The 13,213-nt window shown below is 67.0% G+C and carries 10 protein-coding genes; 5 read left to right on the plus strand and 5 right to left on the minus strand.

Going from position 1 to position 13,213, the window contains the following annotated elements; genetic code table 11:
* Positions 1 to 22 precede the first annotated feature (22 nt).
* The 3 genes from JW364_RS12925 (at position 23) to JW364_RS12935 (ending at position 6,921) form a co-directional block, all read left to right on the plus strand.
* Positions 23 to 5,842: a non-ribosomal peptide synthetase gene (locus JW364_RS12925; protein ID WP_205333242.1), complete on the plus strand. Its 5,820-nt coding sequence runs from the start codon at positions 23 to 25 to the stop codon at positions 5,840 to 5,842.
* Between the two features lie 367 nt (positions 5,843 to 6,209).
* Complete coding sequence (locus tag JW364_RS12930; RefSeq protein WP_205333241.1) at positions 6,210 to 6,527, plus strand: hypothetical protein; 318 nt, start codon at positions 6,210 to 6,212, stop codon at positions 6,525 to 6,527.
* Between the two features lie 169 nt (positions 6,528 to 6,696).
* Positions 6,697 to 6,921: an MbtH family protein gene (locus tag JW364_RS12935; RefSeq protein WP_205333240.1), complete on the plus strand. Its 225-nt coding sequence runs from the start codon at positions 6,697 to 6,699 to the stop codon at positions 6,919 to 6,921.
* A 144-nt stretch (positions 6,922 to 7,065) separates the two neighbouring features.
* Here the strand turns inward: JW364_RS12935 and JW364_RS12940 are convergent, their stop codons facing one another.
* From JW364_RS12940 to JW364_RS12950, 3 genes are all read right to left on the minus strand, one after another.
* Positions 7,066 to 8,070: an alpha/beta hydrolase gene (locus JW364_RS12940; RefSeq protein WP_374100825.1), complete on the minus strand. Its 1,005-nt coding sequence runs from the start codon at positions 8,068 to 8,070 to the stop codon at positions 7,066 to 7,068.
* Positions 8,071 to 8,222: 152 nt separating this feature from the next.
* Positions 8,223 to 8,858: a DUF4190 domain-containing protein gene (locus JW364_RS12945; protein WP_205333239.1), complete on the minus strand. Its 636-nt coding sequence runs from the start codon at positions 8,856 to 8,858 to the stop codon at positions 8,223 to 8,225.
* Between the two features lie 80 nt (positions 8,859 to 8,938).
* Positions 8,939 to 9,472 (minus strand): DUF4878 domain-containing protein, encoded by a 534-nt coding sequence (locus JW364_RS12950; protein WP_205333238.1) that lies wholly within the window; start codon positions 9,470 to 9,472, stop codon positions 8,939 to 8,941.
* 120 nt (positions 9,473 to 9,592) lie between these two features.
* On the opposite strand from JW364_RS12950, the gene JW364_RS12955 reads away from it, so the two are divergent.
* Positions 9,593 to 10,693 carry an LLM class flavin-dependent oxidoreductase gene (locus JW364_RS12955; protein WP_205333237.1) on the plus strand — a complete coding sequence of 367 codons (1,101 nt, stop codon included), beginning with the start codon at positions 9,593 to 9,595 and terminating at the stop codon, positions 10,691 to 10,693.
* Positions 10,690 to 11,358 (plus strand): CE1759 family FMN reductase, encoded by a 669-nt coding sequence (locus tag JW364_RS12960; RefSeq protein WP_205333236.1) that lies wholly within the window; start codon positions 10,690 to 10,692, stop codon positions 11,356 to 11,358. The genes JW364_RS12955 and JW364_RS12960 overlap by 4 nt, the downstream gene beginning before the upstream one ends.
* 10 nt (positions 11,359 to 11,368) lie before the next feature.
* Here JW364_RS12960 and JW364_RS12965 read toward each other — a convergent pair whose 3' ends face one another.
* Together JW364_RS12965 and JW364_RS12970 are read right to left on the minus strand one after the other, a co-directional pair.
* A complete protein-coding gene (locus tag JW364_RS12965; protein ID WP_205333235.1) occupies positions 11,369 to 12,382 on the minus strand; it encodes a pirin family protein in 1,014 nt (337 codons plus the stop codon).
* A 55-nt stretch (positions 12,383 to 12,437) separates the two neighbouring features.
* Positions 12,438 to 13,193, minus strand: a complete 756-nt coding sequence (locus JW364_RS12970) for an acetoacetate decarboxylase family protein (protein WP_205333234.1) — start codon at positions 13,191 to 13,193, stop codon at positions 12,438 to 12,440.
* Positions 13,194 to 13,213: the final 20 nt, after the last annotated feature.

The raw sequence follows: 13,213 nt of genomic DNA on the forward strand, positions 1-13,213 counted from the left end.
TGGGCAGGTCGAGGTCGATGCGTTGACTGCCGTACTCGCGACCAGGTTGCCGGAGTACATGGTGCCGGCGATGTTCGTGTCTCTCGAGGCTCTGCCGCTCAACGCCTCGGGCAAACTCGACCGCAAGACACTGCCCGCTCCGCAGCTCTCCGACCGTTCGGCGGGCTATCGGGCACCGAGCACGCACACCGAGTCGGTGCTGGCCGGTGTGGTGGCAGAACTGCTGGGCATGGAACAGGTGGGTGTCGACGACTCGTTCTTCGCCCTCGGTGGCGACTCGATCATGTCGATCCAGCTGGTCGCCCGGGCCAAGGCGGCCGGGATCGTCGTCACGCCACGAATGGTCTTCGAGCACAAGACGATTGCCGCTCTGGCAGGCGCCGCCGGAACGGTAGACGACGTGGCCGTCCTCGAGGAGCTGCCGGGCGGCGGGGTCGGCGAGGCGCCCCTCACGCCGATCATGCATTGGATGATCGAGCACGGTCGCAACTACGGACGGTTCTCGCAGGCGACGGTGCTGGAACTCCCGCGCGACGTCGAGGTCGAACACCTCACCGGCGCAGTCCAGGCGGTCCTCGACCACCACGATGCTCTCCGTGCCCGACTCGTCACCGATCACGAAGTGCCTGCCGCGCCGGGAAGTCCGCGACTCGAGATCGTCGAGCCCGGGACCGTGGAGGCCGCCGGACTTCTGCGCGTGGTCGACGTCGACGGTGATTTCCTGACCGTTGCAGGAGCCGAACTCGACGCCGCTGCAGACCGCCTCGATCCGGCCAACGCGATTCTCCTCCAGGCGGTGTGGTTCGTACCCTACGATTCGGACGACTCCGGACGGCTGCTGGTACTGGTGCATCACCTCGCCGTGGACGGCGTGTCGTGGCCGGTACTGAGCGGTGATCTCATCACGGCGTGGGGCCAGCTGGCCGGTCGTCAGCGGGTGACACTCGCGCCCGTGGCGACATCGTTCCGACGCTGGGTCCACGGTCTGGTCGACGACGCGCGTTCGGGGGCCCGAGCCGCCGAGATCGACCTCTGGCGCCGAGTTCTCGACGGCCCCGATCCCGATCTCGGTTCTCGTCCGCTCGATCCGGCGCGGGATCTGGTCGACACCGTTGCGGACCTGCACGTCGAGGTGCCCGCCGAGATCACCGAGACAGTCCTCACTGTGCTCCCCGAGAAGTTCCACGGAACGGCCAACGACGGACTGCTCACCGCGCTCGCGCTCGCCACCGTTGTGTGGCGGGCAGAGCGCGGCATCGACGAACCGACAGCCCTGATCACCCTCGAAGGCCACGGCCGCGAGGAGCAGGTGCTGCCGGGTGCCGACCTGTCACGGACGGTCGGCTGGTTCACCAGCCAGTTGCCGGTGCGACTCGACCTGACGGGACTCGACGCCACGTCGGCCTTCGACGGTCACGGCGATCTCGCCGCGGCGGTCAAGGCCGTCAAGGAACAGTTGCTGGCCCTGCCCGACCGTGGTGTCGGATACGGGTTGCTGCGGTACCTCAACCCGGAGACGGCGCCGATTCTGGCGGAGTACCGGGCACCGCAGATCGGGTTCAACTACCTGGGTCGTCGCAATGCTCCCGATCAGCGCGAGCTGCAGAACGCCGCGTCCACCGACGAGCCCGGTCCCGCCGGGAGCGGGGTGAACCTCGCGGGAGCTCGGAACGGCGACATGGTCGTGCCGGCCGTCCTCGACATCAACGCGTCCGCGGTCGGCACCGTCGGTAGGTCCAAGCTCGTCGCCACGTTCTCGTACGCGACCGGACTGCTCGGCGAGGAGGACGTCCAGCGTTTCGCCGATCTGTGGGTGGCTGCGCTGACCGCGCTGGCCGACCACGCCCGCCTGCCCGACGCCGGGGGACACACCCCGTCGGACTTCGAGCTCGTCGAGGTCGACCAACGACAACTCGAGGCGTGGGAGACGCAGTATCCGACGCTGCAGGACGTCTGGTCGCTCTCGCCACTGCAGGAGGGTCTGCTCTACCAGGCGCGGCTCGCCGGGGACGCGGCGTCACCTGATGCGGGCGTCACGGACTACTACCAGGTTCAACTGATGCTCACGCTGACCGGCGTGGTCGATGCCGAGCGCATGCGTGCGGCGGGCCAGGCGCTCCTCGACAGGTACGCCAACCTACGCGTGGCGTTCAGCAACTCGGGTGGAGTGGGAGCGCAGATCGTCCAGGGTGATGTCCAACTGCCTTGGCGCACCGTCGATCTGTCCGGATCGCCGACGGGCGCCCGGGAGTCGGAACTCGACGCGCTGCTCGTCGCCGACCGCGCCGAAGGTTTCGACCTGGCCGCGGCGCCGCTGATGCGCTTCACGTTGGTGCGGCTCGCCGAGAACGAGTTCCGCCTCATCGTCCTCAACCACCATGTACTGCTCGACGGCTGGTCGATGCCCCTGATGCTGCGAGAGTTGTTCACTCTCTACGCGACCCGCGGGGACACCACCCATCTGCCCCGCCCGCGCCAGTACCGGGACTTCCTCGTGTGGCTTTCGCGCCAAGACCACGCCGAAGCGCTGGCAGCCTGGCGAGACGCCTTCGACGGCAGCACCGAGCCGACGATCGTTCTCGGTGAGACGGGTGGCGAACTCGGTGAGTCGCAGGAACTCGCGGCGCATCTCGACCAGTCGGTGACAGAGTCGCTGGTCGCGCTGGGTCGTGAGTACGGGTTCACCATGAACACCGTCGTCCAGGCTGCATGGGCCCTCACCGTCGCTGCCCTCAGCGGCCGAACCGACGTCACCTTCGGCGCGACGGTGTCCGGTCGTCCGCCCCAGATCGACGGCGTCGAGGAGATGCTGGGACTGTTCATCAACACACTGCCGGTGCGCGTCCGCCTCGACCCGTCCGAAACGATCGCCGGGCTGTTGACCCGAATCCAGGACGAGCAGGCCAAGATGCTCGATCACCACTATGTGGGCCTGCCCGAGATCCGGGCGGCGGCCGGGGAGGGCACGGTCTTCGACACCCTCGCTGTCTTCGAGTCCTACCCGACCTCGGGTGCCGAGGGTGGTGCCGACATCGACGGCATGACGGTCAAGGCCATGTCGGGTGACGACGCCGTCCACTACCCGCTGGCGTTGGTCGCCGAACAGGGGTCGACGCTGTCACTACGCCTGAAGTTCCTCGACGGCGTGGTCGGCGTCGACCGCGCCCACGAGGTGCTCGGGATCGTGACCCGTCTGATCGAGGAATTCGTGCGGGCACCCCAGGCCTCGGTGGCGTCGGTGGATCTACTCGATGCCGAGACCCGTCGTGAACTCGTGCCCGTGCGCGGACCCGAGGACCGTGGAACCGCAACTCTGGACCAGCTGCTGGCGAACGCCGTTGCCGTTGATCCGGAGGGCATGGCGCTCGTCTCCGGGGGCATGGACGTCTCGTATCGCGAGCTCGACGCGCGATCCGGTGGTCTCGCGAGGCGGCTGCTCGCCCGCGGGGCGGGCACCGGACAGGTGATCGCCATCGCGATACCTCGGTCCATCGAGTCGATCACCGCCATCTGGGCAGTCATCAAGACCGGTGCGACGTTCCTGCCCATCGATCCGAGCTACCCTCCGGAGCGGATCGAGCACATGCTCACCGATTCGGGTGCCGTGCTGGGACTCACCGTCGGAGCTCACCGAGACTCGCTCGAGCACGGAGTGCCCTGGCTGGTCGTCGACGACTCGGGCGGCATCAGCGAGGAGTCGTCGGTCGCGCCGATCTCCGACGAGGACCGACCGCATCCGATCCGTCCCGCTTCGGCTGCGTACATGATCTACACGTCGGGGTCGACGGGGCTGCCCAAGGGCGTGGTGGTCACCCACCGTGACATGCTGAACACCGCGACCGCGGCGGGCGAGCGCTTCGCGATTGCGCCGGGAGACCGTGTCGCACACGTGATCTCACCGAGTTTCGACGCGTCCGTCTTGGAGTTCCTGATGGCCTTCGGGTCGGCGGCCACGATGGTCGTCGTGCCCGCGTCGATCTTCGGCGGCGTCGACCTCGCGGACCTGTTGCGCCAACAGCAGGTCACCCATCTCTTCATGACCCCCGGTGCGCTCGCGTCCGTCCCGCCGGCCGGACTCGACGACCTCCGCGTCGTCGGGGTCGGCGGTGAAGCGTGCACGCCCGATCTGGTCGCACGATGGGCTCCGGGACGGACCTTCATCAACGCGTATGGCCCCACCGAGGCTTCGATCTGGGTCACCGCCACCGGCGATCTGCGTCCCGGCGACCATGTCGACATCGGCGGTGCGCTGCCCGGGGTCGAGGCGTTGGTACTCGACGCACAGCTACGGCCTGTGCCGGCCGGGCTGGCGGGCGAGCTCTACCTCGCGGGTCCGTCATTGGCGCAGGGATACCACCGTCAGCCCGGTCTCACGTCCGAACGCTTCGTCGCGAATCCCTTCGGTGAACCGGGCGATCGGATGTATCGCACGGGTGACGTCACCGCGTGGAAGCGCGGTGCTGACGGGTGGGTCCTGGACTACCTGGGCCGGTCGGACTTCCAGGTCAAGGTGCGTGGTCACCGGATCGAGCTCGGCGAGATCGAGTCCGCATTGCTCGCGCACCCCGATGTCCGGTTCGCCTACGTGATCGGCACGGAGGGTCCGGGCGGAGCCACCGCGCTGGCTGCCTACGTGATGCCGGCGGAGGGAGCCGAACTCCGCACCGACGAACTGTCTCGGTTCGTGGGCGAGACCCTGCCCTCGTACATGGTTCCGGCAGCGGTTGTCCCGATCCAGGAGATCCCCCTGACGGGGGCGGGGAAGATCGACCGCGCCGCGCTGCCGGTGCCGGAGTTCGGTGGTCGTGCGGAGTACGTGGCCGCATCCACCGACACCGAACGCGTCGTGGTCGAGGCGTTCGAGGAACTGCTGGACATCGACCACGTGGGCGTCGACGACGACTTCTTCGAGCTCGGTGGACAATCGCTGATCGCTGCACGCTTGGCGTCCTTGTTGGCCGAGCGGACCGGTCGTCGTCTACCGCTGACCACGCTCTTCGACGGCGCGACGCCCCGGGCGATCGCGGCCGGTCTGGACGGTGTGGCAGGGGACGACCAGGACGACGGCTTCGGCATCGTGCTGCCCCTGCGGACCGGTGGCGACCTCGCACCACTGTTCTGCGTCCACCCATTCACCGGTCTGGCGTGGTCGTATCGCGAGCTCGCGACGTATTTGCCCGAGCAGCGGCCGTTGATCGGCATCCAGTCGCCGGCACTGTCGGGCGGCGAGATGCCGGAAACCATCGCCGCGGCGGCTTCCCTGTATGTCGAGCACATCCGGCGTGTGCAGCCGGAGGGTCCGTATCACCTGCTCGGCTGGTCTCTGGGCGGAGTGATCGCTCAGGAGATGGCGGTCCAACTACAGGAGTCCGGTGCAGAGGTTGCTTCGCTGACGCTGTTGGACAGCCACCTGCAGCTCATCGAGGTGGATGAGCGCGAAGCGGCGGTACACATGGGCGAGATCCTCGCCGGAATAGGCATTGAGTTCGACATCCCCGTCGACGAGACCGCCGACGGGGATGGAGTGCTCGAGCTCCTCCGCACTCTCCCGGGTCTCCCGGAAGGTCTTGCCGGAGACGGACTCGATCGGGTCGTCGAAGGTGCAGCTCGGGCCGGCTCGATGATCCGGGCGCACGAACCGCGGTTTTTCGACGGTCGTCTTCTCTTCTTCGCGGCTCGTCTGGGACGCTATCTCCGTGGAGCAGCGGAGGAGGACTGGCAAGCATTCGCACGACAGGTCGACGTCGTGGACACCTGGTCGTCTCACGACAACATGACGTCACCGCGTGCGTGGGCACAAATCGGACCTCGGGTCGCAGATCGACTCGCCGACGAGAGCTGACTCCCATACAGCTGCTGGGCGTGGCCCGATCAGCGCTCATCGTGTCCGCAGATCCGATAATCGCGTCACGCGGTTATCGGACTGCAACATCAGTAACATTGGTAACAGTCAAGTGGATTGGTACCGTTGGCATTGAGCGGTTGTAAGCGCCGCTCAACATATACGATTGCTACGTAGGTTGCCCTACGGCGCCTGTGAACATGTCCCGGTCAAGCGTGAAACACGGGAACGTGTTCGATGTGATGAGCGACACACCTTGTTTACACACAAGTTCCCCATCGACACTTCCCGGGAGGCCACTGATAGGGGAGTATCTACCCAACGTCATCTGAATGGATGACGATGCTTGAGGGGGAGAGAGACGGGCATGGACATGAACGAACTACTTGCCGACATCGACTATCGCGGTTACATGACCCCGACACTGGTTGCCGTTCGGCTTGCGGGTCACCCGGTCACGTACGGTGTGCTGGCGGAACGTCTGGCGGAGATCGGTGACCAGACAGATTCCTCTGCGTCCCTCTACATGGCCCTGATGTCGCTTCTTCCGTACGACTTACGGACTGCGTCGCCCGCAGAGGATCTCCGCATTGTCGGGTACGCGATCGGCTGGCTGGGCCGCCACGTGGCTGCCGAGGTCGAAGCCGTCGACCACCAGCGCCCGGCTCTTCGCGCGGTGAGCTGACGCGGGCAGGCGGTCGAGCCGTCGCGCCGGGGAGGCTGATGGGTCTGTAGCTCGACCGAACGGCTTGGGCTCAATTGGTTGGCGCGTCGGGGATCTGCCACGGTAGTGTTGTAAGACGCTTTCGGAAAGTCGCACCATTGATCTGAGCCGATGGAGAGAACAGTCGAAAATGACCAATCCTTTCGATGACGAGAACGGCGAGTTCTACGTGCTGGTCAACGACGAGAATCAACACTCGTTGTGGCCCACATTCGCCGACATCCCAGCCGGGTGGAAGCAGGTCTACGGGCCTGGCAGCCGGCAGGGAGCGGTGGACTACGTCAACGAGAACTGGACCGATCTGCGCCCCGCCAGCCTGATTAAGGCGATGGAAGAGGATCAAGCCGCCGGCTGATCGTGGTAGCGCCAAAGATCATGTCCACTATGTCCGTGGCCGCACCTGCGGCCACGGACATAGTGCTGCGGAGCCGAAAAATGCGACTTACCCGAGCGGCGACTGCTGAGGGCGATCGACAGTCGGAACTTCGCTATCCGAGTTTCATTCCAGGTCACCAGCAATCATGGGCCATGTCTGGCGCAGATCGTCCTGCCAGTAGCCCCAGGAATGGGTCCCGGTAGGTCGCAGGATCGTGGTGTGCGGAACGCCTAGTTCGTCAAGGCGTGTGGCCATCTCGCGGGTGCAGTTGTCAATCGCCGCCTCGACGACTCCACCGACCACGGCCTGATCGCCGAGTGCGAGCGGATTGCCGTCAATCAGTTCGTCATCAAGGCGTTCATGGGAACCGGGGCGGCCGTTACCGGTTGTCATGTACACCTTTGTTCCCTTGAGCTTGTGCGCTTGAACATATGGATCATTCGCGCGCCAGCCCGGGCCGTTCAGGGGGCCCCACATGTTCTCCACCCTGCCTCCGCCACGTCCCTCGACGACCAAACGAACGTAGCGCTGGCCGAGTGGATCACCAGTTCGCGCGCATCCGCTATAGGCGCCGATCGCCCTGTACAGTCCCGGCTCGGCGATCGCCAGATTGAACACACTGGTCCCCGACATCGAGATTCCGGCGACCGCGTTGGCGCCTGTGGTGTCGAACTCCTTGTCGATGAGCGGCGGCAATTCCCGGGTGAGGAATGTCTGCCATTTGTTGACTCCGAGCGACGGGTCCTTGCGAACCCAATCGGTGTAGTACGAGTGAGCACCCTCGAGCGGTGTCACCACATGGACCTTGCGATCGGCGAAGTATGAATTGTAGGCGGCGCGAGCGCGCGTCGTCGGAGAGTCCTCGCCGGCGGCGCCGTTCAGCAGGTACAGGGTGGGGCTTGCGCTGGAAGTATCTCGGGGTACGCGGACCGAGACCTTGATGTCCCGTCTCATCGACGCCGAGTGAACGGTCAACGTCACCTGCTGTGGGTCGCCGGCATCATGATGGCGGGACACAATCGACGAGCCGGGCGTGGGCGCGGCGTCGGCAACCGAAGGACTGATCGCGGTCGGCACCGCGATCAGCAGAACGAGCAGGGTCAGGGGCCATCTCACAAAGCTCGTCAACGCTCCGCATTCCTCTCGGGGTACCGGTCATCGAGGAGTGTACGGTTCGTTACCGAAGTGTGCTTGCGCTGCGGGCATTCAGTGACCCACTTGGCGTGACTTTACGGTCAGAGAGTGGATCGGTCGTACCCGCCGCTGATGCTCGGGCGCTCCTACAGGCCGGCGAGAAAGAGGACGAGCAGCAGGATCGGGCCGCCGACGACCATACTGCCGGCGCCGGTCATGATGCCGGTGATCGCGCGACCGGTGCCCTTGCGCTCGGCGGGGGCGCGGCGAACCTGTTTGACGCCGATGACACCGGAGACCACGGCGACCAGGCCGAGGATGGCGCCCAGGCCGAGAACGAGGGTCAGCGGAATCGAGATCAAACCGGTGGTCAACGCCAGCGATGCGGCCGGAGCGACAGGGCGACCACCGACGGGCCGGGTGAGATAGGGCGCCGGTGAAGGAGTGACCACCCGGACCGGTGTGGACATCGCGACCAGGGGTGACCGGTCCGCGTCCTGCAGGTCCCAGAAGTCGCCCACCGGCGGGAGTGCAGCGTGCTCGCGTGCGGGCAGTCTGGTCTCCACCCGGGTTGCCGACCGCGGCACCGGTCTCGCCGCGGTGTCGCTTCTGGTCGGCGTGGGCGAGTCGGATACCGGGGCACTCGCGTCGATCCGGGTGTCGGCCGGCGTGATCGCGGCGGCGGGTAGCTCGGTGTCGTCGAGATCGTTCACGAGCGGCCACCGCGCGTGGCGCTGGGTCACCGGCGGAGCGAACGGATGGGTGGGTTGATCGGTACGCACGTACACCTCCTCGCCGCTCGGCCCCGGGTCGGAACCGCACCCGTCCGAGTGTAGGCGAGGAGGCGACCTACGCCGTAGGTCTAGTTGCCCTCTTGCTGGCCGGGGTTCATGCTGATGAGCTGCTGGATGGCGTCACCGCTGAGCTTCCAGTCGCCGTCGACCTTGACGAAGCCGAGCTGGATGTCGACCGGTGCCGGCGAATGCGGGCTCTTCACGGCAACGGTTGCGGTGGCCTTGTCGCCGTCCTCGGTGACCTCTCTGACCGAGAAGGCATCCGGGGTGTAACCCGCGGCGGATGCGCCCTTGGCGAATGCCATCGCGGCCGGTTTGGTCGCCGGGTTCGTGACGTCGATGACCTTGTCGAGATCCTCGGATGAGGTGGCCGGGTCGATGGCCTGGCGGAGGGTTTCCGTCGCGTCGTCGTTGCTGAGCCCGGTGACCTCGTCGACCGCGTCACTCGCAGCGGTCTCGACCTGGCTGGCGGCGGACTCGACGGCGGTCGACACCGCGCTCGTCGCCTCGTCGACGGTGTCGGTGGACTCCGAACAGCCGGTGGCGACGAACAGTGCGGCCCCGGCGAGGGCGACGGCAGCGACGGACTTCCGGATCTTCATGCGACTCTCCTCGGTTGGGTTGCGTTCTCCGCAGTGAGCCAACACTAACTCACCACCCTCCGGAATTAATCGGACCGCGGTCCGGTTATGGTCGATGTAACCACGACAAGGAGGCGCGACATGCAGTTCGGACTCTTCAGCGTCAGCGACATCACCGTCGACCCCACCACGGGCACGACTCCGACCGAGCACGAGCGGATTAAGGCGATCGTCGAGATCGCGAAGAAGGCCGAGGACATCGGACTCGATGTGTTCGCGTTGGGCGAGCACCACAACGAGCCCTTCTTCTCGTCGTCGCCGACCACGACCCTGGCCTACATCGCGGCGCAGACGCAGCGGCTGCAACTGAGCACCGCGACCACGCTGATCACCACGAACGACCCGGTGAAGATCGCCGAGGACTTCGCCATGCTGCAGCACCTCGCCGACGGGCGCGTCGACCTGATGCTCGGGCGAGGCAACACCGGTCCGGTGTACCCCTGGTTCGGTCAGGACATCAGGCAGGGCATTCCGCTGGCGATCGAGAACTACCATCTGCTGCACCGGCTGTGGACCGAGCATGTCGTCGACTGGGAGGGACAGTTCCGCACCCCGCTGACGTCGTTCACCTCGACCCCGCGGCCGCTCGACGACGTCGAGCCGTTCGTGTGGCACGGCTCGATCCGCAGCCCCGAGATCGCCGAGCAGGCCGCCTATTACGGCGACGGCTTCTTCGCGAACAACATCTTCTGGCCCAATGAGCACTTCCAGCGCCTGATCGACTTCTATCGCGAACGGTATGAGCATTACGGACACGGCAAGGCCCATCAGGCCATCGTCGGGCTCGGCGGGCAGTTCTTCATCCGGCCGAAGTCGCAGGACGCGGTGCGCGAGTTCCGTCCGTACTTCGACAACGCGCCGGTGTACGGACACGGGCCGTCGCTGGAGGACTTCACCTCGCAGACGCCGCTGACGGTGGGTAGCCCGGCCGAGTTCGTCGACAAGACGCTCACCTTCCGGGAGACTTTCGGCGACTACCAGCGCCAGCTGTTCCTCGTCGATCACGCCGGGCTGCCGCTCAAGACCGTTCTCGAGCAACTCGACCTGCTGGGTGAGGTGCTGCCGGACCTGCGTGCCGGATTCGCCGAAGGGCGGCCCGCGGACGTGCCCGAGGCGCCGACGCACTCCTCGCTGGTCGCTGCCCGCCAGGAAGCCGATCAGGATGTGGAGGTGTCCTCGTGACCGCCCTGCGGATCGTCGCGGTGAACGCCGGTCTCTCCGAACCGTCGTCGACGCGACTGCTCGTCGACCGGATGGTCGCCGCCGTCACCGAAGGACTCGGGGCGGGCCGCGCGGACGTCGAGATCGTCGACCTGCGTGACCTCGCCGCCGACCTGGGGCAGGCGATGACGGTCGGCTTCGCCTCGGGCCGGGCACGCGCGGCACTCGACGCGGTCGAGGGGGCCGATGCCCTGATCGTGGCGACCCCGGTCTTCAACGCGTCGTACAGCGGCCTGTTCAAGATGTTCTTCGATCTCGTCGACATCGACGCCATGTCGGGCAAACCGGTGCTGATCGGCGCGACCGGCGGCAGTCCGCGCCACTCGATGGTGCTCGACCACGCGCTGCGACCGTTGTTCGCCTACCTACGTGCCGTCGTCCTGCCGACCGGCGTCTACGCCGCGTCGGCGGACTGGGCGGGCGCCGGTGGGGACACCGCGTCGTTGAACGACCGGATCGGCCGTGCCGCAGCCGAACTCGTCTCGCTCCTCGGACCGAGGGGTGGCACAGGGCCGGGGAATGCCGCCGACGGGGAACCGCCGCGCGCGGCCGTGGCCGACGGCAGGCAGCAGGCGGTCGAGGCCGCGGGGATCGCGAACTTCGCGAGGTTGCTCGGAACGGCGTGATGCGCCCTCACTACGGGGCGGCGCGCCCCGGGGTGTTGGCCCGGGCGCGCAGCCGTGAGTGCGGCAGCGGCGGCGCGGGCAGGTGCTGCGTCGAACCGACGTAACCCTGCACCTGCCCGAAGCGTTCGCTGCGCGCCTCCCACTGGTCCCGGTAGCCGACGATGTCGTCGTGTGTGCGCCCGATGAAGTTCCACCACATGACGATGTCCTCCGCCAGCGGTGCGCCGCCGAGGAAGATCACCCGGGCGTCGGTCTCGGCGACGTTGGTGAGTGTGATCCGACGCGCGCCCAATCCGATGTAACCCAGCTCGGTGCGGGCCAGCGGTGCGGCATCGGCGCCGGCGACCTCTACGGTTCCGGTGTCGACAAGAATGCCGTGCTCGTGTTCGGGATCGACGTCGATGTCGACGGCGGCGCCGGGTGCGAAGTCGAGCTGGGCGCCGGTCAGCGGCGTGAACGTGTGCACCGGCGAGCGGGTGCCGAACAGTTCGCCGAGAAAGACCTTGGCGGTGACCCCGTCCAGGTCGAGAGCATCGGGCCGGTGGTGTGCGAAATCGCGTGCGGTGTCGGCATTCTCGGCCGGCAACGCGACCCACAGCTGTACCCCGTGCAGGGTGGTGGTGTCAGGTGTCGAGACCTCGGTGTGCGCGATGCCGTGCCCGGCGGTCATGAGGTTGATCTCGCCGGGGCGGACCATCGCGTGGTTGCCCATCGTGTCCCGGTGCTCGACCTCGCCGGTGAACAGCCAGCTGACCGTCTGGAGTCCGGTGTGCGGGTGTGGAGGCACGTCCATCCCGCCGCTGCTCGCGACGTCATAGGGGCCGTAGTGGTCGATGAAACACCAGGCTCCGATCAGCGAACGTGACCGCTGCGGGAGGGTCCGGTGCACCGTCATCGCGCGCGGGCCGCCGAGCGGTACGTCGCGCGCGGTCAGGACGTCCATGTGGAGGAGGCCCGAGCCCGCGGCGACGCCGGCGTAGGCATGGCACTCGACCTCGACCGGGTCCGTCTCGAGATTGCTCATGGAACCATTGTCCGCGACCGCGGCCCTGACGTCCGCGAGCCCGAGAGATCCCCGGTCAGACCAGCGTGGGGTCCTCGAAACGCATCGTGATCCGATCGACCGAGCTCGACATCAGGGCGTGCCGCCCCAGCTGCAGGGATCGGAGTTCGTCGGCGATGGGGTGATCGCCGAGGGTCAGGCGCGCGCCGCCGATGCGGGTGCGGGTCCCGGTGGTCGAGGTGAGCCGCCACGGTGTCATCCGCGTGATCCCGTCGAGCTGCGAATAGGCGTGCAGCACGGTGTCGGCGGTCGAGTCCGGGACCTTGAGTCCCGGCTTCACACTCAGGTCGGCGACGAGTGCGCCGTCGGACACGAGGCGACCGCGTCTGGTGGCGGAGGAGTGGTCGACCTCGAACTCGGCGAGTGTCTTCGGGAACCCCCAGATGCCGCGCCCGGCGGCCAGGGTGAAGTCGCCGTCGACGGGGAGTCGGTGCACCAGCGCACGCGCGTCCCCTCTCAGCAGGGAGCGCATTGCCCGGATCGGTGAGGCGGGTGGGGTGGTCGGGTCCTCGACGAGGAAGCACACGCCGAACTCGTTGTACGGTCCGAGGTCGCCGTCGACGTAGTCGACGAACACGAGCATGCACATGGTGCGACCCGGTCGGATGCGCAACGGGCGAAGCGTCCCGGGCTGTGCCGATTCGGCGTCGATGGCCCGTGTCACGGCCCGGGTGTCGGCGGTGAAACCGGCGACGAAGCACCGTGCGTGCCGGATCTCGACCGGCATGGTCACCGGGGTGCCGAGTACATCGTGCGTCGAAGGTGCGCTCACCTGTTCTGCTCCTGCGTGTC

It is taken from the genome of Gordonia sp. BP-119, assembly GCF_016924115.1.
Taxonomy (GTDB): Bacteria; Actinomycetota; Actinomycetes; order Mycobacteriales; family Mycobacteriaceae; genus Gordonia; species Gordonia hongkongensis.

What these genes read in the sequence shown, in the direction of transcription:
- JW364_RS12930 (WP_205333241.1), top strand. Translation starts at nt 6,210, where the DNA reads ATGGACATGAACGAACTACTTGCCGACATCGACTATCGCGGTTACATG.
- JW364_RS12935 (WP_205333240.1), top strand. Translation starts at nt 6,697, where the DNA reads ATGACCAATCCTTTCGATGACGAGAACGGCGAGTTCTACGTGCTGGTC.
- JW364_RS12950 (WP_205333238.1), bottom strand. Translation starts at nt 9,472, where the DNA reads ATGAAGATCCGGAAGTCCGTCGCTGCCGTCGCCCTCGCCGGGGCCGCA.
- JW364_RS12955 (WP_205333237.1), top strand. Translation starts at nt 9,593, where the DNA reads ATGCAGTTCGGACTCTTCAGCGTCAGCGACATCACCGTCGACCCCACC.
- JW364_RS12965 (WP_205333235.1), bottom strand. Translation starts at nt 12,382, where the DNA reads ATGAGCAATCTCGAGACGGACCCGGTCGAGGTCGAGTGCCATGCCTAC.